Consider the following 23,794-nt stretch of genomic DNA (forward strand, 5'->3'; position numbering starts at 1 on the left):
CGATTGGGGCAGGTCAGTCCTCGACGTTCCGGAGTGACAGCGGGAACCGGATGTACATCATCACCGCCAGGCGGATAACTTCGGGGCTGCTGCGAAAGCCCTTGAACGGGTTGGGTTTGGTCATGTGCCGACGCTACGTGGCCGCCATGCCCGTCTCAACCGGAATCCTTCTGACAACACCCAGATTTGCCATGGACGGCAGGGCCGTCATCGTGAATGAAGCACCAGGGCTGCTCTGTAAGCTGGGTTCCCGTAGCTAGCCATCTCGATAAGGCGCTCTAGCCGAACCGGCATGCAATCTACGTCGCACACGGTCTCGTCATCCTCGGGTTCGGCCCATGGATCGTTGATGAGGAACACGCCATCCAGCTCAGCATGAACAAGTATCCAGTGTGGCGCGTGATGATCATGGGTATGGCACTGATCAATCAAGAGCACCACTTGTGCACCGCTTCTGACTGCGGCAGTCAGTTCCTCGGCCGAGAGTGCGCGGCGATGCACAGGCAGACTTCGGTCGGCCTCCTCCTTGAAACCAGTCTGGACGAAGCGCATGAGATCCCGTTTCGCCTCGGTATCTGCCCGGTCCAACAGGATCGGACCTTCGCTGTCAAAGAATATCTCGGGCTTGAGACCCTGCCGTGCAGCTGCAAGTGCGAGACCATAGGGATCGCACCCGCCAGGACCCGTCAAACCAATCACCGTCGTAGCTTCACGCCATAGGGTCATCTCCTGCATGCGTGTCACAGACTCGCCCAATGCCATTGCGATGGAGACCGGGCCGCAGGTGAAGCCGGTGGTCTGGATAAAGCGGCCGGTCTGGTGCTGGCTGCGTATCGCGTCGCCGATCCAACGCTGCGCATACCCGCGGCCTGTGTCGATCAGGCCAAGGGCGTCGATAGCGTCCGCCTGATCTTCGTTCGCGCGGATCAGCCTGGCGTCGCTGGCCTTAGCGAAGGCCTGCACACGGTCCGCCAACGCCAGCCTGTCGTGAGGTTGGCAGGTCCATTCTGCGAGCATCAGCATCTCCGATGTTCGCCGCCTGCGCAGAAGCGCCCGCGCGATACCCCCTGAGCCGGCAAAACCGACAGCGTGGAGATGCGCTGCGTTGGGCCGCCCCTTCGGGAGGTCTTCGCAAAGATGCGGATCGAGCAGCAACTCTTGCAGGTTCGTCTTGTCCGTCATGATGGAAACTCCGAGGCGAGATGGGCAAGGCAATCGCCACGCTGTGCGAGCCCTGGATGACGCAGACAGAACACGGTGCCGCCGTTTCGGAAGAACTGATCGACCGGAACGGTGGCGAGGTCATCAATGCTCCAGATCCGCCCGCACAGCGCACCGGCCGCGACCCGGTCTCCAAGATCGACGAGAGGCTCGAAAACGCCTGAAGAAGTTGCGTAGACGTAATCGTCCCGTCCGGCCACACGATAGCACTTTCCGGGCGGCACCTGTTCTAGCGGCTCACCAAGCAGACCCCAATGAACCAGCAACCGCCGCAGCCCCCGTTCCGCGATCTCGATTCCCGCACGCGACACAGATCCGCCTCCGCCAAACTCGCCACCGAGCGATGGAACGCGCTGACGATTAGCCTCTGCTGTCGACAGACGCGGGTCGGGGGAATGATCCCAGACAAGGATTCTATTGCTGCCGAAGACCCGGGCAGCCTCCAGTGACGAAGCATCAAGCTCTGCGTCATTGCTGCGGCGCATGGAGACGAAAGGCAGATATTGCAGGGATGCCCCCCCAGCGTGCAGATCATGGAAGAAATCCGACATCGGCAGCAACACAGTGGAAACGTAGTGCGCGATGGCAGCAGTAGGTCCGCTCGAAGCATCGCCGGGATAGGCACGATTGAGGTTGCCGCCGTCTTCGGGTGAGGTGCGTAGTCCAGCGCGAAACGCGGGTGAATTGAGCATTGGCAATGCGATGATCCGACCTCGGACCTGATCCGGGGTCAGCGTCCGCAAGAGCCGGCGGATTGCCAGCGGCCCCTCGTATTCGTCGCCGTGCGTGCCACCGGTCAGAAGCACAGTGGGTCCGGGCCCGCCGGACAACACAGCAACTGGAATAGTGAGAACACCATATGCAGAACGATGAACGGAATGGGGCAGGCAAATATCTCCGGTCTGGAAGCCTGGGCGGTCATAGTCCACGGTTGCCCACATCTGCGTGGTCATGGTGTCATTCCTTCGGCAAGCTTTACGCGGCCTTCAGCGGCGCGGCGATAGAGTTCCAGTGCTGAAGATAGTCGTGGTGGCGCCTGAAGTTCTTCGACGGCAGGCGGCGGCAATTCCCCCGCGCGCCAGCACGCTGCGGAATGTGGCATGTCTTCCAGATGCGGCCGGCGTTTGGCACAGATATCGGTTGCATGCGCGCATCGCGTGCGAAAACCGCATCCGGTCGGGATGGCAAGTGGACTGGGAACCTCGCCTTCCACCGTTTTGCTGGACATTTTGCTGCGCGGCAACGGCCGGGGTGTCGCCGCCAGCAATGCACGTGTGTAGGGATGGCGTGGCGTATCGAACACGGATTCTGTTGGACCCTGTTCGACGATCCTGCCCAGATACATCACTGCAACGCGGTCAGAGATGTGGCGAACCAGGGACAGACCATGCGAGATGAACAGGAGCCCGATGCGCGTTTCGGTCTGGATCTCCCTGAGAAGATTGGCGATCTGCGCCTGAACAGAGACATCCAACGCCGAGACCGCCTCATCCGCCACTATCATTTCGGGTTCGGCCGCCAGTGCGCGTGCCAGTGCAACACGCTGCCTTTGCCCACCCGACAGCGCGTGCGGATAGCGTGTTGCCAGCTCAGGACGAAGGCCGACCCGTTCGAGGAGAGACCTGACCCTTTCGCCTGCCCAACGGCGTTCGACAAGACCATGCAGAATAGCGGGTTCGGCGATCAACGCGCCAACTGTCATGGAAGGGTTCAACGAACCGAACGGATCCTGAAACACGATCTGGATCTGACGGGCTCTTTCCCGGCCCCGAAGCGCAGGGCGATTGTTGACGCGCAGGCCTCCTGCACTTGGTTTGTCGAGCCCTGCCACGATGCGGCCCAGAGTGGACTTGCCACAACCGGATTCCCCAACCAGCGCAAGTGTTTCGCCGGCGTCCAGCTTCAGGTCGACGCCATCGAGCGCCTTGAGAACGTGGGCAGGGCCGAACAGGCCATTGCGCAACCGGAACTCCCTCGACACTCCTTCGACTTCCAGAAGCGTCATGGCATCGACCCCAGCATGGTCATCAAAGGCGCGTGGTGGCATGCTACAGCGCGCGTGGACTCCAAAAAACGCATTCGTGGCTGTTCTTGGACGCAACGGCTGTCCGCGAAAGGACATCGCGGGTGAAAGTGACAGCCAGAAGGGAGGCTTCGGAGATCTGGAACAGTGCCCGCGATCGAGAGGAGTGGCCGCCCTCGAGGGGTCAGCTCGGGAAGCGAGCCCATAAGACCCAGCGTATAGGGGTGTTCGGGGCAGTCGAAGAGATCGGCCGCCGCCGCCGTTTCGACCAGCCGACCCGCATAGAGGACCGCCACTCGATCGGCCATCTCGGCGACTACACCCATGTCGTGAGTAATGAAGATGGTGGCCGTTCCAGTCTCGTTCGCGAGATCCCGGATCAGGTCGAGGATCTGCGCCTGCACGGTCACATCGAGGGCTGTCGTCGGTTCGTCGGCGATCAGAAGACGTGGGCGATGGATGAGCGCCATTGCGATCAGGGCGCGTTGGCGCATACCGCCAGAGAGTTCGTGTGGATAGGCCTGCGCGCGGATCTCGGCATCCGGGATGCGCGTTGCAGCCAGCGCCGCGACAGCACGGTCGCGCGCACGGGCCAATGGCATCGGATCGTGAAGAAGAATGGCCTCGACCAGCTGATCGCCAATCCGGCGCACGGGGTTTAATGCCGTGGCCGGTTCCTGAAAGATCATCGCCATATCGCGTCCGCGAAGGCGCCGGCGCGCGGCCTGCGCGATTGCGGTCAGTTCGGTGCCGCCGAAGCTCATTTCGGTCGCTTCGATGCGCGCAGCAGGAGGCAAAAGTCCCATCAAAGCGAGTGCGAGAACCGACTTACCCGAACCGCTCTCCCCGACCACGGCCAATGTCTCTCCGGGTCTGATCGCGAGACTGACGGCCTCGAGTGCCGGCAGTGGGCCGGCGGCGGTGCAGAAGGTCACGGACAGGTCCCGCACATTCAGCAGGGGCGGCGCCGGTGTCACCTCGGGCATGATCGTCGCGTTCGGATTCAAGTTGCTCTCCTGTCGCCGGCATCGCGCAGCGCGTCGCCCAGCATGTTCGCCGACAGCACAATCGCGAAAATCAGTGCAGATGCGGCTGTCGAGACATGCGGTGCTATAAACAGGAACGATCGACCTTCTGCGGCGATGGAACCCAGTTCCGCAGTCGGGGGCTGAAGCCCCAGCCCGAGGAAGCCTAGCGTCGCCGCCAAGAGGATCGCGTCTCCGAACGCGAGCATCGTGTATGTCAGTATGGGTGGGTACGCATTGGCCAGAAGATAGCGCGTGAGGAGAAGCCGGTCCGGAAGGCCGATGACTTTGCCCCCTGCCATGTAGTCCTGTGCCATGATTGAGAGTGCGGCACCGCGGGAGATGCGTGCGATACCCGGCATCACCGACAACCCGACGGCGAAGATAAGGCTGTCGAGTCCAGGCCCCAGCATAGCAGCGAGTGACAAGCCGAACAGGATGGACGGAAAAGACAGGAACACATCTATGACCCGCATCAGGATCATGTCGAGCCGCCTGTAGAATGCCGCGCACAAACCGATAGTCAGGCCAAGGGCTGCCCCGAAGAGCGTGCCGGCGAAACCGATCATCAACGTTGTGCGCGTGCCGTAGAGCAGGCGTGTCAACAAGTCTCGACCTTGGCTATCGGTGCCCAGCAGATTTCCCTCGCCAGGTGGCCGTAGCCTCTGACGCAATTCCGTCTCGTAAGGGTCGAACGCTGTCAGGAGAGGGGCGAGCATGGCAGCCGCGGCGATCGCGATCAGGATACCCAGGGGAATGACGACAGCGGGTCGCCAAACCCTTCCTCCTGAATCGGCCATTTGAACATCGGTCATGTCCGGCTCCTGATGCGAGGATCAGCCAGTTCATTCAGGATATCGACGAGGACGTTCACCAGAATGAAAGCTGTTGCCAGAAACACGATGGCGCCCTGTGCCATCGGATAGTCCCCGGCAACGATCGCCCCGACTGCAAGCCGACCAACCCCGGGCCAGGAAAAGATCGTCTCGGTCACGACGGCGCCGCCCATCAGCGTGCCGACCTGCAGCCCGATGAGCGTTACAATCGGCAGCAGGGCCGTCCGCAGGGCATGGTGAACGACGACCCGGCCTTCGGACGCGCCTTTTGCGCGTGCCGTGCGCACATGGTCGGCGTACAAGGCTTCGGCCAGAGCGGTTCGCGTCATCCTCGCGACCGGGCCGACAAGGATCAGCCCGAGCGCTGTTGCAGGCAACACGATGTGAGAAAGTCCATCCCACGTCCACAACGGTCCGCCGCGTCCCTGGATCGGAAAGGCGCGGGTTTGCACTGCCAACTGAATCATAAGGAGTCCCACCCAGAAGACCGGAACCGAGACACCCATGACCGAAACTGCCATCACAATTCGATCCAGAACCCCGCCCCGATTGAGTGCAGCAAGAATTCCAAATGTCAGTCCGACAGGAACCGACCAGAGCATTGCAACAGCCATCAGTTCGATCGTTGGACCGAGAGCGCGCAACAACTCGTCGAAGACAGGGGCGTTGTTGATGACCGAGCGGCCCATATCACCCGCGGCAATGCGCTGGAGATAATAGACGAACTGGACAGGAGCCGGTTGGTCCAGCCCGAGGTGGCGACGGATCGCCTCTACTTCTTCTTCGGTGCCTTGTGGTCCTGCGATGGCCACGGCCGGATCCGCCGGGATCACCTGCAACATCGTGAAACCGATGAGCAAGACCCCAAGAAGCACCACAATCGAGACGCCGAGACGACGCAGCAGAGTGTTGGTCATCGCCAAAGATCTCCCACGATCCGCGGCCCCTCCAAGGGGCCGCAGAACCTGTTCTGAGCAGTGGTCACTTGATTGCGAGGTTCAAGCCGTTACCGAAGGCCGCTCCTGAAATCCCTGCGGGCTGGAACGGTTGCAGGCGCGATCCTGCAGCGACCGTCGGCTTTTCAAGCAAGAGCGGCTTCCAGAGCACCGCCTCGTGCAGCCGCCGGCCCAACGCTTTGAACGCTTCGGCCCGTGCATCGTCGTTGATCGCAGCGTTTCCGGCGGCAAGCAACCGGTCGGTTTCGGGATCGTTCCACATCATTCGATTGGGCGATGGGATCGAGCCCGAGCCAAAGTAGAGGTTCAATGCGTCGCCGGCATTGAGATATGGATAGTCCATCTGGAACAGGTCATATGTCTGCTCGCGCAGCTTGGCCCAGATTGCCGTGGAATCGTAGAGTTCGACCTGAAGGTCGATCCCAGCCTTGCGCAGGTCTCCCTGGATCGCCTCAGCCTGCTCACGGGATGTATTGAAGCCATAATAGGTCAGCGTCAGCCGTTGCCCGTCCTTCTCCCAGAAGCCGTCAGCCCCCATCGTGAAACCGGCCTCTTCCAGCAGAGCGCGAGAGCTGTCGGGATTGTAAGTAAAGGCGCTCGTGTCCGTCGCGGGGTCGAAGTCCAGCGCGGTTTCAGCGTAGTATGAGAAGGTGGGTTCGACAGTGCCGAAAAAGATCGCCTCGGCAATCGCTGCTTGGTCGATCGCATGGCTAACTGCGGTGCGCACCCTTACGTCTTCCATGAACGGGCGCGATGTCTTCATGCCGACATAGTGGGTGCGGAAGCTCGCGATTGGCTGAAACAGTTCGATGGTCGGATCGGCCGCGAACTGCGCGATCGACCAGGCTGGAAGCGAATAGGACGCATCTATCTCGCCCGCCTGAAGGCTGGCCGCAAGAGTTGCCTCCTCGGGGATGATTTTCCAAACGATCCGGTCCACTTGGGCCGGTCCTGTGTTGCCCAACGCCGGCGTGCCCCAATCATAGGCTTCGTGTCGGGTCAGAACGAGGCTGTCGTTCGGCGCCCAGCTGTCGAAACAGAATGGTCCGGTGCCGTTGAAGGCGGTGACGCCGAAGTCCTCGCCCAGCGATGCGGCCTGCTGGGGATCGATCATGATGAAGTTGAACTGCGCCATCTGGAACAGCAGGCCCGAGTTCGGGGACTTGAGCTTGTAGACAACGGTCAGGTTGTCGGGTGCGGTGACGCTCTCGACATCCCCTGCCTTCCAGCGGCTCACATACGGTCCGTCCGGGGTCAGCCAGCGCTCCATGTTTCCAACCACATCCTGCGCCGTAAATGGCCGCCCGTCGCAATAGGTCACGCCCTCCTTCAGCTGGAAGGTATATGTCAAACCGTCTTCCGAAATGTCCCAGCTTTTGGCCAGGGCCGGCTCGATAGTGAGGAGGTCGTGGCTCAGTGTCACCAAGGTATCGCCCATCATATAGAGCACTTCGGCGGCTGCCAGCGCAGTCGACCGGTGGGGATCATACCTATCGGCGTCTGTTGTCCGCCCGAGGTTGATGGTGGTCTGGGCCGAGGCCGCAGCAGCGCAGCAAAACAGGGCAACGGTGCTCGCACCAAGGAGCAAGGTGCGACCCGGCAGGCGTTGGTTCATACGGGGCATGTTTGGTCTCCAGTTGGACGTCGAGAAGGACATTTTTTCGGCGCCACTGCTGCGCGTATGGAGTGCAGTACGCGCAGCTAGGGGCCGTGTCTTGTACCTTCAGGCTAAGGTACGTCGTGGCCGCTCCAAAAGGGTCAATGGGCGTGAATTCATTCCTTGAGGGAATGACCATTCAGGCGAGTGGGCCGTTCTGCTTCCTGAACCAACCAGTCGCGAAAAGTCAAGACCGCAGGATCGAGGCGCTTACGCTCAGGATACACCAGAAAATAGGAGCCCGTGGTGGGCATACTCGCTGAAAACGGACAGTCGAGCTCACAGGCTGTTACATGCTCCTCGGCCATGAATCGAGGCACGAGGCCGACCCCCAATCCGTGGCGTGCGCCGCGGATGATCATGTCGAAGGTTTCGAAGCGACTCCCGCGAAAGGCGTTCTCGGTGCTCAACCCATTCAGCTCCAACCAGCGTTGCCAGTCGCGCGGTCTCGCCCGGTGATGCAGCAGGTGCAATTCGCTCAGGCGAGCCGTGTCTTCAGGTGCAATCAGGCCTGATCGGCAAATCGGGACCATCTCTTCCCCGAACAGTCGGATCGATGGACCGCCTGGCCATGGCGCTTCGGCATAGAAAATCGCCACGTCGACGTTCTCCTGCACCATGTCAAAGGGCCAGTTCCGGGAAATGACGTTCAACGAGATCTCGGGCCGCCGCGTTGCGAATAAAGGCAGTCGAGGAAGGAGCCAATGATTTCCAAACGAGGGGAGCGTGGCGATGTTCAGCGTGCCGCCACCCGGTCGGAATGCAAGCGTCTCCATAGTCGCCTCTTCCATGATCTCGAGTGCCTCACGCACCCTTTCCAGGTAGTGCTGACCGGCTTCGGTAAGCACGATCCGCTGGCGTACCCGCTCGAAAAGCTGCGCGCCGAGCCAATCCTCGAGCCCGGCAATTCGCTTGGAGACCGCAGATTGGCTCATGTTCAGTTCCTCGGCCGCCCGCGTGAAGCTGCCGTGCCTTGCCGAGGCTTCAAACACGGTCAGTGATGGTAGTGACGGAAGAACACGTCGCATTGGTGAGCCTCCACTCAAGTGTAAGTTGGTTTCGAGAGTCCACGCTAGCAAGTATGGGTTAAGCGCGCCGTCCACCGTAGCCTAATGGTCGGGCTGTTCTCGGACAACCGACCGGCAAAAAACAGATCGACCAAGGCCATATCAGGCATCTGATACTGATCGGGATGCCGCCTGCTGTCGATCTCGCGGTCGTCGTTCTACTACGCACCGTTGGGCGAGACCGAGATGAACCTGACGCTCATGCTGCTGATCGACCGGCAGTTTCTGAAAACCCCGTTCTACGGTGTCCAGCAGATGACCTGGCACCTGCAGAACGAGGGCCACGCCGTTAACGTGAAGCGCATCCGGCGGATGATGCGTCTGATGCCGATCTACCAGAAGCCCAACACCAGCAAGCCCGCGAAGGGCCACAAGGGTGCTGGCAGACAAATGCGAACCAGTCTCCGCATCACAAGAGGAAGGTTTCTCTATTCAGCGCAGAGACCGCGCCACTCGGCGAGAGCGGCGGCGCGGTTTGCCTTGAAATGGGCTCGTGAGGTGAGGCTGCGTTCCTGGTTGAAAAGGTTGTGGACCGAAGCATGGATGGATGCGAATTTCTGCAAACTTCGCATCCGCCGGAAACGGAGCATCGCCCGCTCCCTTCGTCGAAATGGTTGGTGTGGGTTCTCCGCCCTGTTGTTCAGCCAGCGGCCAGTTGCTTGGCGATCAGCCGCTCCGATCTCCCTCAGCGCGGCGCCGGAATTTCAAGGCGGCCTTCTTGTGCCGCGTCTTGGTGACGAAGCTTTCCACGGCTTCGCCCTCAGGCCCGCGGCGGCGGAGGGGATCAGCGCCTTTGCAGCGAAACGCGCTCCGGACTTCGACGAGGTCTGACCTCTCATGCTCCGCACTCCGGGAGGTCCGAGAAAGCAGAACGACAGCCTCTCCACACAAGACGCTCGCGCGCCATGCATCCTAAGAAAATTCAGGTGAATCTAGCTTACAGGGGGCAGCCATGGATGCATTGACAGCGCCGCTCTTCAACGCCGGGGACGGTCCCGCATGACCGCATCGCTTGCCGGACGCTCTCTGTTTATCACTGGCGCCAGCCGCGGCATCGGGCGAGAGATTGCGTTGCGCGCCGCGCGAGAAGGTGCCAACGTCGTGATCGCCGCCAAGTCGGCGGAGCCTCACCCCAAACTTCCAGGCACCATTCATACCGTAGCAAAAGAGGTCGAGACCGCAGGCGGGCGGGCGCTAGCCCTGCAGGTCGACGTTCGGGATGACATGGCACTTGCCGACGCCGTGAGCAGGGCCGCGGAGTCATTCGGAGGCATCGATGCAGTCGTAAACAACGCAGGAGCGATCCGCCTCGAGCCTGCCGAAATGATCGAGATGCGCCGTTTTGATTTGGTCTATCAAATCAATACGCGTGCATTGCTAGCGACGGCCAAGGCTGCGCTCCCCTGGCTGAAAGCGTCGGATCAAACACACATCCTGAGCCTCTCGCCACCGCTCAATCTCGACCCCAAGTGGCTCGGCCCATACATCCCCTACACGACGAGGAAGTATGCCATGACGCTGATGTCACTGGGGCTGGCCGAGGAATTTCGCGGCATGCCGATTGCGGTGAATACGCTCTGGCCCCGCACCACCATCGCCACCGCTGCGGTTGAGTTCGAGGTCGGTGCGGAATACATCGCACGGTCCAGAACGCCCGCGATCATGGCGGATGCCGCGCACGCGATTCTGACGAGGGAGTGGGCAAAACGTGGGGGTGTCTTTGTATGCTGGTGGTTCATTGAGAGGGGAACTGCCATGGACGTGCGGATTATCGTTGACACCACGTTTGAGAACGGTACCACAAGGACGCATCGTCTCGGCCGTTTATCCCGCCCGTTTCGGCGCACGCAGCCTGAGGGATTTGGGTTGTTGCTCGAAGATGCGAAGACGATCCTGGGACAATTGCAGAATGCGATCCTGCTCGACCAGATTGAAGAAAATTCTGAAGCCGGCAGGATCTGCGCTGACTGCGATCAGGTCCGGGCCATCCATGATTATCGGTCGAGGGTGCTCGAAACGCTATTCGGCAGGTTCCGGGTCAAAGCCCCGCGCATTCGCCGCTGCGGCTGCAATACTCGGTCGGACGGCGTCCTGGGCGGGACGCTTTCGCCTCTCGCTCACTTTTCCCGGATCGCTCGACCCCGGAACTGCAACGCCTTCAGGCTGAATTCGGGGCACGACATACCTTCCGGGAAGCGGCGCGCATCCTGGAAATCTTTCTGCCTTGTGCAAAGCAGATGAACACGTCGGTGCGGAACCGTCTTGGCAAAGTCGCCCGGGACATCTGCGAGAGCGAACTGACTGAGCCGGTGCTCGCGGAGGCCACCGAAGATGCGCCCGGGGTGACGGTCTTCGTGGACGGCGCACATATCCGATGCAGACCGGAATATCAGAAACGACACCTCGATGTTGAGGTCGGCAAGATCGAAAGCCACAACAAGTGCCGCCGTTTCGGCCTTGTTCAGCAGGCGGTGCTGTCGCCAGCCTGCCAGCTTCGCCAGAACTTGAGAGCTGTCGGTTGGGATCATAGAAAGGTGGTCACGATGATTTCGGACGGAGAGCCCGCCCTGCCAAACCTCGTGTGCGACGCCGTCGGTGGAAAGGTCCGCCACATCCTCGACTGGTGGCATATCTCGATGCGTATTCAGCGCGTCGAGAACGCGGTAAAGGGCCTGCTGCAGATCGGGGGCTTCTCCGGCATTCCGGTACTGTTCAGGCGTCCGGCCGAAACGCTGCGATGGTACCTGTGGCATGGGAAAGTTATGACGGCCACGACCAGTCTGCGATGGTTGATGGTCGATTGTGAGCGGCTGAATACAGATGAGCGCAAGGCGGCTGAAGCAGCCCAAAGCGTACAAGCCCAGTGTCGGGATCTGTATTCCCACCTTGCGAACAACATGGACAGCCTGACCGACTATGGTCGGCGGTACCGCGCGGGTCTTCCGATTTCTTCATCTCGGGCCGAGGGCTGTGTAGACGACATCGGCAACACGCGCATGGGAAAGCGCCGCCGCATGAGGTGGCCGCCCAAGGGAGCCCACCGCGTGGCCGTTGTCCGCGCCGCCGTTCTCGATGGTCGACTATCCGGCGTTTACCAGAGAGCAGCCGCATGACCCCCAAGTTTTGCCCACTCCCATCCCTGCACATGCGTCAAAGGCAAAACTCTACCCGTGGACGGCCGGAGTCCTTGCGCAGATGCACGATGGCATCGACGCCGAACACGCTTGCGATCATTTCCGTCGTGATGATTTCGTCCGGCGGTCCCTGCGCAATGACCTTTCCCTTCTCCATGACGGCAATCCTGTCGCAATAGGCCGCCGCGTGGTCGAGATCGTGCAGCGCGATGATCGTTCCGCATTCGAGCTTGCGCAACAGGCGCAGAAGGTCGCGCTGATGGCGTATGTCGAGATGGTTCGTCGGCTCGTCAAGCAGCATGATTTCCGGCTCTTGCGCCAGTGCGCGCGCGATCTGGATGCGCTGGCGTTCGCCGCCCGACAGGGTGGACCATGCCTGCTCGGCCTTGTGCTCCATGCTCACCTGCCGCAGCGCACCTATCACGGCCAGCTCATCCGCGTCGCTCCACCCGTCCCAGGCACCACGGTGAGGTGTCCGGCCAAGCTTGACCACATCCCGTGACGTGAGCGCGGTTTGCGTCTCGGCGTGCTGGGCGACAAAGGCGATACGGCGCGCGACCTGCTTCCGGGGCGCCCTGGCCATGACCTCCCCGTCCAGCAGCACCGCCCCGCCTTGGCATTCGCGCAGCCCGGCCAGAAGCCGCAGCAGGCTCGACTTGCCGCAGCCATTCGGCCCCACCAGACCCAGAATGCCGTGTTTCGGCGCGGAAAGGGTGACGCCGTTGACCACAATCAACCCATCCACCTTCCACGTGACGTCCCTGCCCTCCAGTGTCATGACCGCCGCCTCGACTGCCAGAGGATCGTCGCAAAGGCTGGCGCACCGATCAGCGCGGTCACGACGCCGATGGGCAGGACCTGTCCGGGTACGATCACGCGCGACAGGATGTCCGCCAGAACCAGGAACACGGCGCCGGACAGAACCGACGCAGGGATCAACCTCTCGTGGTCCGCGCCGACGACGAAGCGCACCGCATGAGGCACAACGAGACCGACAAAGCCCACCGCACCGACCACGCTGACCACGGCCGCGGTCAGCAAGGCCGTCACGGCAAACAGGCCGATGCGCAGCTTCATGACCTCGACGCCAAGCGAAGCTGCCGCATCCTCGCCGAAGGCAAACGCATCCAGCGCCCGGGCCTTGGACAGGCAGATTGCCACCCCCAGCACCAGTACAGGCACCGCGAGCAGGGCATCGGGCCACCGCACGCCGCCCAGACTGCCGAGAAGCCAGAACATGACGCCGCGGGTCTGCTCCGCACTGGCGGAGGTGGTGACGATGAAAGAGGTCGCCGCGTTGAACAGCTGCGATCCGGCAATCCCCGACAGGATGACCTTGTCAACACCACCGCCTGCCCCTCGCGCCAGGATCATGACGAAGGCAAAAGCAGCAGCCGCGCCGAAGAAGGCACCGCCCGACAGCCCCAGCCCGCCAACCCCGAAGCCCAGCACGATGACCAGTACCGCCCCCGTCGAGGCACCTGCGGAGATGCCCAGCAGATAGGGTTCGGCCAATGGGTTGCGCAACAGCGCTTGCAGGACCACGCCACACAGCGCCAGCGCGCCGCCCGCACAAGCGGCCACCACCGTGCGGCTAAGCCGATAATGCCAGACAACGCCCTCGCTGACCGGATCGACATTATATGTCGCTCCAAAAAGCCGGTTGGCCAGGACCTTGGCCACATCGCCTGCCGTGGTCTCGATATCGCCGATGGTCATTGCCGCCCATGCCGACAGCAGCAGCGCCACGGCGCCGCCACTCAGGAACAGACCCAGACCCCGGCGCCGCAACGCCGGGGTGGTCTTAACGACACCGCGCAAGGGAGTTACTCTGTCAGGCCGCGGGCACGCAGCCCCTCGGCCAGTGTCTCGACCCCGTCGACAGAGCGCAATGTCGGGTTCATCGATTGCGCATCCATCTCGATCAGATGCCCCTCTCGAACCGCGGTAAGCTGGCTGGCCACGGGATCGGTCATCAGAAAGTGGCGCCGCACCTCCACGTCGTCGGCAGGTTGCCTGCGCCGGTCCATCGTCGCCAGGACGATCACCGTCGGATCGAGCGCGGCAATCGTCTCCCAGCCCACGAGGGGCCATTCGTCGTTGCTGACAATGACGTTGCGCACCCCAACGACATTGGAAATCCAACCGGGCGCTCCCAGTTGACCGGCGACATAGGCTTCGCCCTCGACATCGGCGGGGGACGAGAACCAGTACAGAACCGAGACATCCTTCGCCTGAAGGGTCGCCGCATCCGCCGCCGCGGCCTCGATCCGGCCGCGGTTGACGGCGATCAGCGCCTCTCCCGCCTCCCTGACATCGAAGATCCGCGCGAGATCGGCGATATCCTGCTCCAGCAGGTCCACGCTCCACGGCCGATCGCGTGCGCCGTCGCCGTCGCCGGATGTCGGCGTGACCTTGGCGCATTCCAACGCGGCGGTGTAAACCTCGATCCCGAAATCCCGGAACTGGGCGACGCTGCCGACGCGGCCGCCGTCATCGTTGATATCGTCGCTCCACTCGGTCAGGACAAGCTGGGGCCGGACCTTCAGGACCGCCTCGAAGGCCGGTGAATTGTCGGACAGCCGGGACAGATTCGCCGCCTCCGCTTCGAGATCCTCCGGCAGCGGTCCCAACCAGAGCGACGTCCCGACGATACGATCCTTCAGGCCAAGCCGAAGCATGATCTCGGTAAAGCCCTGCCCCACGGTAACTGCCCTTTCCGGGGGTTCCGAGAAATGCACCGTGCGGCCGCAATTCTCGATCTCGACGTCAAACGCCGGGGCCGATTCCGCATGGGCCAGGGGCACCGATGTGATGAATGCAAGCAGGATCGCCGCGCCGCGCGCGACGGTGAGTGTATTGGTCATGCCACGTCCTTCCCGGACACCTCGCCCGGTTGTGCTTTGAGGTCAGAACTGCGCATGCAGTTCCGGAACGGCAGGTCTCCTGGCTCACGACCATGGTTTCACCCCACCTTCCCACGCCTCGTGCGCAGTGGCCGCGGCAGATGCCGCACGAGATGAAACGGTCGCTTACAGTTGCGAGGGCAGCTCCGGATTTTGCGGCCTTGGCCGCATCACCGGATTCCCTATTCATTCCGAATGGAAACCGTTCAGAGGTGGAATTACCGATCGTGTCACCTGTGTGTCAACGCTCGAGTGCCGAATTTACACTGAACCCGCGCTACCCGAGAGACAGCACGAGATCGAAAGTTGACGGGATTAGAGCAAGAAACCGCCATTCGCACCGACCCCTTCCCCCCATTCGGAACAGGCCCGTCAATGAAACGCCCTGTTCTCGCGACACCTGCGACCGATGACGTATCGCAACGGACACTGGAGGGCCGCAGGCAGAACCTCGACCCAGTAAGGCTGCTCAGACGTTCTCGTCCCTAAGCCGATCTTCGCTAGGTCGTTGTTGCTGCGACACAGCTTCCCCAAAGCCGTCGTACATGAAACTGTGCGGCATGGTTCGGCGGCAGAAGGTCTGCTTGGCGGACTTTGCTGCCGCTAGGGTGAAACAGCGCGTAGCTTAGTTACCGTGCCCCTTGCGACAATTCTGCTCCCTTCGTGGCAGTTGAATTTGGTGCCAACACGAAGGCGGCTCCGATGATAGTCAACCATTTCTTTGACCACAATATGCATGCGGGTGCTGGCAGACAAATGCGAACCAGTCTCCGCATCGCAGGAGGAAGGCGTCCCTATTCCGCGCAGAGACCGCGCCACTCGTCGAGAGCGGCGGCACGGTTCTGCTTGAAGATGGTGCGGGAAGAGAGGTTGCGTTCCTGGTTGAAGAGATTGTGAACCGACGCGTGGACGGCGGCGAACAACTGTAACGTTCGCATGCGGCGGAAGCGGCGCATCGCCCGTTCGCGCCTTCGGAACGGTTGATGCGAGTTCTCCGCACGATTGTTGGCCCAGCGTCCTGTCTCCTGTCGGTCCCGGATACCGAGATCGTCGAGGGCGGCACCATAGGACCGCAGTCGGTCGGTCACGATTTCTTCGGCGCGGCCATGCCGCTTCAGCGATTTCTTCAAGAATTTCAGCGCTGCTTTCTTGTCCCGGGTCTTCGTCACGAAGCTCTCGAGCACCTCGCCCTCGTGATCGACCGCCCGCCAAAGGTAGTGCCGTTCGCCGTTGATTTTCACGAAGACTTCGTCCAAGTGCCAGCGCCAGCGGCTCGACCGCATCCCCTCAAAGCGCCGTTTCCGGATCTCCGAAGCAAACAGCGGGCCGAAGCGGTGCCACCAAAACCGCACCGTCTCGTGGCTGACCTCGACGCCGCGCTCGTGCAACAGATCCTCGACGTTCCGTAGCGATAGCGGAAAGTGGATGTACATCATGACCGCCAGCCGGATGATCTCCGGCGACGGCGGCGACGCTGAAGGAGCGGAACGGTGAGCGCTGGGTCATGGCCAAAGGCTACCCAGCCCATCCCTCCGCCTCAAGTCAGGTTCCCTTGACAGCGCCCCGAATCCTACATCCGCACCCGCTCCCAGCTCGCCTTCCTCTCCCCGCGCCTGCAGGGTGCCATCCTTGCCGGCACCCTGCCGCCGGACCTGACCCTGAAGCGCCTGCTCTCCCGCTCCCTCCCGCTTGACTGGGAAGAGCAGGAGAAGCTCTGCGGGTGCTGGCAGACTGAGCGCCATCTCAACTGACAAAACCATCGGGCCGGTTCTCCCCCAAGGAACGGCCCTTAACACTTTTGCAGGGTCTTGCTCTCACCTCCGACGCTGCCGTTCGCACGGTTGTGCCTCCGGCAAGAACCCTGCTCAGGATTCGTTTTTCCCTGTAAATTCCCTGATAATCTGATCGGCACAGAAAACCCGCTCTCCGAATTTGGACCGCAGAGACTGGCCCCGGAAATGCGCCGTTCATCTGCTCTGAAAGGCGTCTCTGCTGACTGACCTGCGTCGCAAACCGCTGGAATTGCCGGCAGAAATCGGAGCAACATCAGAATGTAAGGAAGACCCGAAGGTGCGTGGCGGAGAGGAAGTCCGCCTTGATAGGCTCTTAATGCATTGTAAAAAATACACAAATTTCAATATTTTGAAACTCATACCACAAAAAATACCCCACGTGGATTTTGGTGGTGAACTTTTGCATTCCTTCGAGCTACCTTCCCCAATCAATTGCTCTGGCATTTCCAATAAACCATCCCGCATCGGCATCAGAGCGCATGCCACCGTCGCGCGCGTACTCGGTATCTCGGATTTGTAGGTAGTCGCCGTTCGTTTTGTTCACCTTCACGCTCAGCGACGTATGTTAGCTTGAGCTGCTCCCGCCCCGTCAACACAAGTGCTTCAAGTTGGCTTCTTGCACCGCGTTCTGCTAGTGTTCGGGCCGAGAATAGCCAGCATGGAAAGGCACCTTTGGCACCGAAAGAATTTGAGCACGAGATGCGCAAGGCGGCCTTCGACCAGAATCACGCCTCGTTTCGCTCCCTCAACCAGCAGATGTGGCAAATTCCGCTAATCTCGATGACGCTCACAGGTGGACTGTGGTTCGGCGTTTCGCGAGTGGAGGATTTTCTGATCTTCCAGTTGGCACTGCTATTTCTGGCTGCGACAGGAAACGGCGCGCTCTTCATTATTATTTTGCGAATGCGATTCGTTATGCAGCAGCATCTGGACTGGCTGGAGAAAACCTATCCAGCCGGCTACGTCTCCGCCAAGGGCAAGCAGTGGTATAGCAAGCCGTTCCTTGTTCGTTCCCTGTTCCAATTCATGCTATGCCTCGCAGCGTGCCTAAGTCTGTTTCTATTGATCGTAACTGCCTGGACCAGCCGAGGAGAGGTGTTTGGCACCATGCCGCGAGACCCAGCCTTGACCTACTATGAGCAACATGCGGCCAGCCTCGCGGATGGCTACGAGACACTTTCGCTGGAAACCGCACACCCGGCGTTGCTCACCATCATCAATAGGCAATTCGAGAACCGTCCGCTTGCCGTGCTTGATGTCGGCGCGGGCACTGGGCGCGATGCATCTTGGTTTGCAGCGAAAGGCCACCGGATCGTGGCCGTCGAGCCTTCGGAAGCCATGCAAACAATCGGCAGGCGGCTCCATCCTTCGCCCAAAATTGAGTGGCGTCAGGACAGTCTTCCAATGCTAGCCGAAACTCGCGCATCAGGCGAGACTTTCGACCTCATCATGCTTAGCGCTGTCTGGATGCACGTCAAACCAGATGAGCGACAACCCGCCCTCAAAACGCTGGCCAGCCTCCTGAAACCAGGCGGACAGATTTACCTCACTTTGCGGATTGGCCCGTCCGAGCCTACGCGCGGCATATACCGTGTCTCGGTGGAGGCGCTACAAGACCAACTCGCAGCAGCCTCGCTAAAGGCCGAGAAGCTGGACGAGCAGTCAGATTTGTTAGGCCGTAACAACATCCGCTGGGTAGCCATGAGCATTTCGGCTTCGGAGAACTGACACTTGCTCGGCAGGCATTTTGCTCACATCCGTTTCGCGGTATCCTCGACGCAATGCTTTATGCGTGATTGTCCGACAAAGCACTCAAGCCAACCCACGTTAATCCCCGGACAACGCTGGTGAGCGGCCAAAAGAACGCCTGTTCGAGCCAACCAAGAAGGTTATTTGGAGCTTTCTCCGGGCAGTTTGGCTGATAGCTACCTTATCCAAGAGTTAATCTGGGCTACCAGGCCTTGATCTTGCGCGCAGCCAGATCGCCGCGTCGCCGGATATAGGCTTGGCCTGTCTGCAATGTGGTCAGGTTCACACCCTTGCCGAGCACGCGCGCTGCGCTGCCGGGCTTGGCATTGGTCGAGAACGCGGCCACAAGCCCCATCTGATCGAGGAAGTCATCATCCTCGCCTGAGAAATCGTCCGGCGATTGCGAGACCAGCATGATCGCGCCGCCTTTCGAGCGGCTCATCCGAATGAGCCGCGAGAGGGAGGGCAGCTTGGTGCTCAGAATCTGGTGGGCTTCATCGATCATGCAGATGATGCGCAGGCCGCGCGCCCCGTCCGAACTGCTTGCGGCATCGACGAGGCTGTTCAGATACTGATCCAGTGCGTCCAGCAGCAGATTGACCACAATCGTCCGGCTGTCTTCCGGCACGTTAGGCGGCAACTTGATGATCCAGCTCTTCTGGAAGAACTCGGCAGGGGAGAGCATTGGCTTGAAAAGCGGGAAGCGGCATAGCTCTTCCATGCTGGCCGTTGCGCCGTCCTCCTTCATCTCGTGTTCCTGATAAACCTCCAGCAGGCGGTCCTTGATGTGGTGCAGCTCGCAGGGCTCTTCGCTCATCAGCGCCCGGCTGGCCGCTTCATGGACGGCAGATCGTTGACGGTCGCCTAGACGGCTGCCTTTCAGACGCGAGAAAGACTCGCGGAAACGCAGCGCCGCTTCATCGATGCCGTACTGGTCGCGGGCCGTGAGCCGTAGCACATCGAGCGGGATCGGCATGCGCGGCGGCTCGATGACTTGCGCTTCGAAGGCTTCGCCGAGCGGCGTTTGTCCCCGCGTGCCTGAGAAGTCTGAGAGATCGCCCTTGAAGTCGAACGCCAGCATCGGCACGGATGCCTGCTCGCGCACGGCCCGCAGCATAGCCGCCGCCATGACGGTCTTGCCCGAGCCGCTGCCACCCATAATCGCGCTATGGGGAGAGCCGCCTTTGCCATTGACGTTCCAGAGCACCTTCTCCTTCGTGGTGGCGTCTTCGCCAATCTCGCCAATCGGCACTTCGATCTGGCCGCTGGAGAAGGTCGCGCCCGAGACCGTGCCGCCGACGCCGGGGAGTGATCCGGCTGCCATAGGCAGCTCGGCCACTTCCACGAGGCGCTTGATGAACTTGGTCACGTCTTGGCCGGATTGCTCCCAATCCTTATCGAGATGCCCAAGGCCGCGCTTCCAATGCGCGCCGACCAGCGCGATCAGCCCCCGCACGTCCAGATCAGGCTGGCCAGCCCGTTGCGCGATCAGCGCCACCCAGACCGACAGCGCAGTACCCGTGCCGAAGAGTGTATCGCCCTTGATGACCTTGCCGGGGTCAAGCTCATCGCTCAGGAGCGGCGGCTGAGCGGCAATCGCCAGTGAGCGCGAGATCGCAAGACGCGCTGGCAGATAGCGCTTCCTCATACCGAGCCGCCCCATAAAGGCGGTGTTCAGTGTATCGCTTTGCTCATCGGTGCGGAAATTCGCGCCCGCAACTTCAACCAGAGACAGGCTCATACCCGCGCCTCCGTCTCTTCAAAGTAGCCGGGGCGCGCAGTGGACTGTCCTATATCGCCGACCCGCTCGAAATGGACCAGATATTTCTTTTGAACATGCGGCGCGATTTCCCGCAAATATTCGCCCACCACTTCTGTATTGGTCGAGAGCAGGATCACCTGATGCTCACGCTGGACAAGATGGTTCAGCACGCCCTTGCGGTGCTCGATATCAAGCCGCCCGAGCGGTGTATCGACCACCATGGGGAAGCCGCGCCCTGACACCGATGAGACCGCAGAAATCAGGGCTTGGGTGAATATCTGCTTCTCGCCCGCCGAGAGGTCGTAGCCCCGCAAGTCCATCCCGTCCGTGTTCAGCAGCTTCACATCGCAATTCTCGTCAATGGCGATGCGCTCAACGAGGTCTTTCTTGTGTGCCATCGAGCGATGCGCCTTAGTCATGGCCGAGGCTATCGCTTCGATCTGGCTAGGCACGGCCCTGGCCACAATCTCATCGACCATGGAGGCCACTTTCAGAGCCCGCATCGCGCGGCGCACCGAAGGCTTGGCCTGGTCCCATTGTCCGGCCAGCTTTGTCAGCTCGGTGTTCTTTTGGTTGATCTGCGCTTCCAGCGCCGACATCTCGCGCTTCAGCGCGCCGATTTCCTGATCGAGGCCTTGAATCTCCCCGTTCAGTTGCGATAGCCGCTCGCGCTTGGAATCCACATGCGGGGCAACGGCTTCCGTCCGCGTCACTTCCTCCTGCAAGCGCCGGAGCGCCTCTTCGTTCGAAGCGATCATATTCAGAAGCTCGACAATCGCAGGCGCACCCAGCTCGTCCAGCTCATCGAGACGGTCGATCACCTTCGCCCGCTCGACTTCGTTCAGATAAGGGTGCAAATAGTCGTCCGCGCAGTTATCCGGCGGCGGGAACCAGAGCTTCTCCCAAGCACTGCGGGCGCTATCCAGTACCGCGCCGCGCTGAGCGCTGCTCAGCGCCGGATCGATGCTTTCCATGCCGCTATCGACAGCGCTGATGAAGCGCTCCAGATTGCTGTCACCCTGATTGCGCCCGCTCTCCCAGCGCTCGCGTACACCCTCACCGGCAAGACGGGCTTTCAGGGCCTCGCGAAGCCCTAGGCCGGAGAGCGCCAGAGCGATATCCTTCATCATCAGCTCTTCGAGCTGCGCGCGGCCTTGCTCGATGGCGCGCTCATAATTCTTGATCTGCTCAAATTGCTCTTGCAGCAGGGCTTGCGAGCCCGCCCCGAAACTGGCCAGCTCGCGCGTCAGGTGCTCGCGCTCTTCCTTAAGCTCGGCCAGCGATGGCTCGACCTCGGTGTAGCGCTCGGATTTCTTCTCATGCTCGAAGGTGAGCTGGTGGCGCTCCAGCTCAAGCTTTTCAATCGTCTTGTCCGAGACATTCGGCGAGTCCTTACGGCGCACTTCGGCATAAGAGCGCAAGTCCCGCGCCAGCGTTTTCAGCACCGGAATGCCGAGCAGGCCCTCGATGCCAGCGCGCACCTGCGCCGACATCTCGCGCTCGGCCAAGACGCTCACCTGTTCGCCGTCGAACATGAAGAAATGGGCAAGCGTGAAGGGCAGCAGGTTTTCAGCGATGTAGTCACGGAACCAGTCTGTGCGCTCCGTGCCCTGCAAGGCACCGGGGCCGACCGCCTTGCGTGTCGAGCCTTGGAAGATGTGGACCTCTTCATCTTGCGGGCGATAGACTCCGGAATCGTTGAAGTGCCAGATGCGCTGGATTTCCAGCGGTTCGTCGTCATCATCGACAAAGACGAGCTTCACCGAGCAGGAATTGCGCCCCGCAGCCGTTGCGCCACGGTGGAGGGCTTTTTCGAGGAAGTTTTTGTAGGATGTGGCCAAGCGCTCTTTGTCGCCGCCCGAAAACGGCGAGCGCGCGATCAGCGGTAGGCCGTCGCGCCCGAACATCCCGAGCACAATGGCTTCAAAGAGGCTCGTCTTGCCATAGCCATTCGGCGCGCCGATCAGGATGATATTCTTGCCGTTCGATGGCCTGGGAAAATCGAAGCTCGATGTCGTGTAGGCCTTCCAGTCGCGGAGCGTGATCTGAGAAATATACATGCGCGGTTATTCGTCCACCTGAATGCGGTCTAGGATATCGTCAAACGAGTCCCAAAGGCCTGCGCGGCGCTGCTTGCCCGTTTGCTCGACCTCCTCTTGCACCAGCTCTACAAATTCCGAGAAGAGAAGGCCGTTTGCCTTGCAGGCATCCTTGATCATCGCCCGTCCATCGGCGTTGTCGAGCAGGACTACAACATTACGAGGCATCTTATTTCTCCTTCCTCACCTCACGGACGCTCAAGGGCCTGGCAGTCGCGTAAGATGCATGCTCCGCCGCCCAGATATCGTGAATGAGGCCGATTTCTTCTTCTGAAATCAAGGTTTGTCCGGTTTCTTCCTCCAGTGTCCGCAGTTTGGCGAGGATTTCAGCCCGCGTCTGGAAGGTGAACGGTCCGGGGATGAAGGTGCCGCCGTCCGTGATTGTGATCCGCCCGTCACGCCGCCGCGCCTGACGGCGCTCGGGGTCATTGCGGATGGTGACAAGCCAGTCACGGAAGTCGAGCAAGGGTCCGAACTCAGTGTAGCCATACTCGACAAAGCCCTCCAAGCTGCGATCCTTCTCGACCACCGTGCAAGTCCAGCAACCAAAGCGCGAGGAAGTGGTGCCGCAGGACGGGGCATCCTCTTTGGACGTGACCACGGGGCACTCGCCGCCGCTGGCCTCGCGGTAAAGACCGATCAGCTTGAGGTGCGAGCCGCCCCAAGGGGGTTCATGGAGAGCCAGAAACTCCCAGACATCATCGGTGTGCAGCTCGACAATAGGCCGGAAGACCATGCAGCCGACCAAGTCGTTATGCTTGTTCAGGCGTTCGCCGTTGTCGTAGCGGCCAACCGAAGCCGCGCGCGTCGCGCTTTCCGAGCGGCGCACGCCAAGGAGCAGGATTACCTGTCCGGCCTCATCCACCTTGCTCTTGATGTAGCGGCTGGTCGGCAGAATTTTCATCCGGTCCGTGCACCAACGGAAAGAGCGGTTTGGCGACGGATAACCGCGACCGATTAAATTCACCCAGAATGACTGATCGGGCGCAGGCCGAGTGATTTTGGTGAGAACAGGCAAGCCGAAAGCAATGGCGGCGTTTTCGATCTCCTGAACGCTGTCTATTATATGCTGAACGACAAGCGGGCTTTCGACCAGTGTATCATTGGCAACAATATGGACGGGGCGATTTCTTTCGCTTGGTGGCAAGCCCATGAGCATTTCAATAACGAGATGCGCAACAAGGGTGCTGTCTTTGCCGCCCGAATAGCCAATAATCCAAGGGTAATTGTGATCCTGGCGATACTCGTCAAGAAGCTCTGCCCTGATCGTTCTGAAGGCTAACGCGCTGTCCGCTTCCATTAATGTCGCGACTGCGCCGTTCAGTGTCATCTCTCCAACGCCCTAAAATTTGTTCTTGCGGCTTGTGTAGCAGCACGCCCCGCAAGATGTAAATTGCGGATCGTCCGATGGAGCCGTCCTCCGCTCGAGCGTCCTTCAGTCAGTCAAGATGCGCTGCCGGTCATATGAGCTGATTACCTTGGGTCACTTTTCGACACTCATCTCTGAAGAGAGAGTAAGTCTCTAGGAAGAGACAGGACCTGAGAGACTTGAGCCAATGTTTTTTT

At 60.8% G+C, this 23,794-nt stretch carries 17 protein-coding genes, 5 pseudogenes and 1 riboswitch; of the genes and pseudogenes, 4 read left to right on the forward strand and 18 right to left on the reverse strand.

Annotated elements, in window-relative coordinates:
• Positions 1-16: 16 nt before the first annotated feature.
• From ACFO5X_RS03175 to ACFO5X_RS03215, 9 genes and pseudogenes are all read right to left on the reverse strand, one after another.
• Positions 17-124, reverse strand: a pseudogene (locus ACFO5X_RS03175) (IS6 family transposase); the annotation flags it as partial.
• Between the two features lie 83 nt (positions 125-207).
• Positions 208-1,182, reverse strand: coding sequence for a peptidase C39 family protein (locus ACFO5X_RS03180; RefSeq protein ID WP_380715777.1), 975 nt, complete (start codon positions 1,180-1,182; stop codon positions 208-210).
• Entirely contained in the window at positions 1,179-2,174 is a 996-nt protein-coding gene (locus tag ACFO5X_RS03185; RefSeq protein ID WP_380715778.1) for a succinylglutamate desuccinylase/aspartoacylase family protein, read from the reverse strand. The genes ACFO5X_RS03180 and ACFO5X_RS03185 overlap by 4 nt, the downstream gene beginning before the upstream one ends.
• Positions 2,171-3,226: an ABC transporter ATP-binding protein gene (locus ACFO5X_RS03190; RefSeq protein WP_380715779.1), complete on the reverse strand. Its 1,056-nt coding sequence runs from the start codon at positions 3,224-3,226 to the stop codon at positions 2,171-2,173. Before ACFO5X_RS03190 ends, ACFO5X_RS03185 begins: the two co-directional genes overlap by 4 nt.
• On the reverse strand, positions 3,223-4,251 hold the full coding sequence (locus ACFO5X_RS03195; RefSeq protein ID WP_380715780.1) for an ABC transporter ATP-binding protein: 1,029 nt from the start codon (positions 4,249-4,251) through the stop codon (positions 3,223-3,225). Before ACFO5X_RS03195 ends, ACFO5X_RS03190 begins: the two co-directional genes overlap by 4 nt.
• Positions 4,248-5,084: an ABC transporter permease gene (locus tag ACFO5X_RS03200; protein ID WP_380715781.1), complete on the reverse strand. Its 837-nt coding sequence runs from the start codon at positions 5,082-5,084 to the stop codon at positions 4,248-4,250. Before ACFO5X_RS03200 ends, ACFO5X_RS03195 begins: the two co-directional genes overlap by 4 nt.
• Positions 5,081-6,022: an ABC transporter permease gene (locus tag ACFO5X_RS03205; RefSeq protein ID WP_380715782.1), complete on the reverse strand. Its 942-nt coding sequence runs from the start codon at positions 6,020-6,022 to the stop codon at positions 5,081-5,083. Before ACFO5X_RS03205 ends, ACFO5X_RS03200 begins: the two co-directional genes overlap by 4 nt.
• Positions 6,023-6,086: 64 nt before the next feature.
• Positions 6,087-7,685 carry an ABC transporter substrate-binding protein gene (locus tag ACFO5X_RS03210; RefSeq protein WP_380715783.1) on the reverse strand — a complete coding sequence of 533 codons (1,599 nt, stop codon included), beginning with the start codon at positions 7,683-7,685 and terminating at the stop codon, positions 6,087-6,089.
• A 149-nt stretch (positions 7,686-7,834) separates the two neighbouring features.
• The gene (locus tag ACFO5X_RS03215; protein WP_380715784.1) at positions 7,835-8,746 is read right to left on the reverse strand and encodes a LysR substrate-binding domain-containing protein; all 912 of its coding nucleotides are present in this window, start codon (positions 8,744-8,746) and stop codon (positions 7,835-7,837) included.
• A gap of 240 nt (positions 8,747-8,986) precedes the next feature.
• On the opposite strand from ACFO5X_RS03215, the pseudogene ACFO5X_RS03220 reads away from it, so the two are divergent.
• A pseudogene (locus tag ACFO5X_RS03220) lies at positions 8,987-9,115 on the forward strand (IS3 family transposase); the annotation flags it as partial.
• Between the two features lie 98 nt (positions 9,116-9,213).
• On the opposite strand, the pseudogene ACFO5X_RS03225 reads toward ACFO5X_RS03220, so the two are convergent.
• A pseudogene (locus ACFO5X_RS03225) lies at positions 9,214-9,547 on the reverse strand (DDE-type integrase/transposase/recombinase); the annotation flags it as partial.
• A gap of 237 nt (positions 9,548-9,784) precedes the next feature.
• Between ACFO5X_RS03225 and ACFO5X_RS03230 the strand changes: the two are divergent.
• Positions 9,785-10,498: pseudogene (locus ACFO5X_RS03230) on the forward strand (SDR family oxidoreductase); the annotation flags it as partial.
• A 42-nt stretch (positions 10,499-10,540) separates the two neighbouring features.
• Positions 10,541-11,898: pseudogene (locus tag ACFO5X_RS03235) on the forward strand (ISKra4 family transposase).
• A 37-nt stretch (positions 11,899-11,935) separates the two neighbouring features.
• Here the strand turns inward: ACFO5X_RS03235 and ACFO5X_RS03240 are convergent.
• The 4 genes from ACFO5X_RS03240 to ACFO5X_RS03255 all read right to left on the reverse strand — a co-directional run bounded on the left by ACFO5X_RS03240 (position 11,936) and on the right by ACFO5X_RS03255 (position 16,261).
• Complete coding sequence (locus ACFO5X_RS03240; protein WP_380715785.1) at positions 11,936-12,697, reverse strand: ABC transporter ATP-binding protein; 762 nt, start codon at positions 12,695-12,697, stop codon at positions 11,936-11,938.
• Positions 12,694-13,710, reverse strand: coding sequence for a FecCD family ABC transporter permease (locus ACFO5X_RS03245; protein WP_380716369.1), 1,017 nt, complete (start codon positions 13,708-13,710; stop codon positions 12,694-12,696). Before ACFO5X_RS03245 ends, ACFO5X_RS03240 begins: the two co-directional genes overlap by 4 nt.
• A gap of 35 nt (positions 13,711-13,745) precedes the next feature.
• Positions 13,746-14,786, reverse strand: coding sequence for an ABC transporter substrate-binding protein (locus ACFO5X_RS03250; RefSeq protein WP_380715786.1), 1,041 nt, complete (start codon positions 14,784-14,786; stop codon positions 13,746-13,748).
• Between the two features lie 52 nt (positions 14,787-14,838).
• Positions 14,839-15,047, reverse strand: a riboswitch (cobalamin riboswitch).
• A 572-nt stretch (positions 15,048-15,619) separates the two neighbouring features.
• A complete protein-coding gene (locus ACFO5X_RS03255) occupies positions 15,620-16,261 on the reverse strand; it encodes an IS6 family transposase (protein ID WP_380715787.1) in 642 nt (213 codons plus the stop codon).
• Between the two features lie 1,029 nt (positions 16,262-17,290).
• On the opposite strand from ACFO5X_RS03255, the gene ACFO5X_RS03260 reads away from it, so the two are divergent.
• Positions 17,291-18,346 carry a class I SAM-dependent methyltransferase gene (locus ACFO5X_RS03260; protein ID WP_380715788.1) on the forward strand — a complete coding sequence of 352 codons (1,056 nt, stop codon included), beginning with the start codon at positions 17,291-17,293 and terminating at the stop codon, positions 18,344-18,346.
• 223 nt (positions 18,347-18,569) lie between these two features.
• Here ACFO5X_RS03260 and ACFO5X_RS03265 read toward each other — a convergent pair whose 3' ends face one another.
• Genes ACFO5X_RS03265 through dndC form a run of 4 tightly spaced genes read right to left on the reverse strand, consistent with a single transcriptional unit; the run spans position 18,570 to position 23,558 of the window.
• Positions 18,570-20,108 (reverse strand): ATP-binding protein, encoded by a 1,539-nt coding sequence (locus tag ACFO5X_RS03265; RefSeq protein ID WP_380715789.1) that lies wholly within the window; start codon positions 20,106-20,108, stop codon positions 18,570-18,572.
• Entirely contained in the window at positions 20,105-22,189 is a 2,085-nt protein-coding gene (dndD, locus tag ACFO5X_RS03270) for a DNA sulfur modification protein DndD (protein ID WP_380715790.1), read from the reverse strand. Before dndD ends, ACFO5X_RS03265 begins: the two co-directional genes overlap by 4 nt.
• 6 nt (positions 22,190-22,195) lie before the next feature.
• Entirely contained in the window at positions 22,196-22,396 is a 201-nt protein-coding gene (locus ACFO5X_RS03275; RefSeq protein WP_380715791.1) for a hypothetical protein, read from the reverse strand.
• 1 nt (position 22,397) lies between these two features.
• Positions 22,398-23,558 carry a DNA phosphorothioation system sulfurtransferase DndC gene (dndC, locus tag ACFO5X_RS03280; RefSeq protein ID WP_380715792.1) on the reverse strand — a complete coding sequence of 387 codons (1,161 nt, stop codon included), beginning with the start codon at positions 23,556-23,558 and terminating at the stop codon, positions 22,398-22,400.
• Between the last annotated feature and the right edge of the window lie 236 nt (positions 23,559-23,794).

The organism is Seohaeicola nanhaiensis, from assembly GCF_042654245.1.
GTDB classification, from domain to species: domain Bacteria; phylum Pseudomonadota; class Alphaproteobacteria; order Rhodobacterales; family Rhodobacteraceae; genus Seohaeicola_A; species Seohaeicola_A nanhaiensis.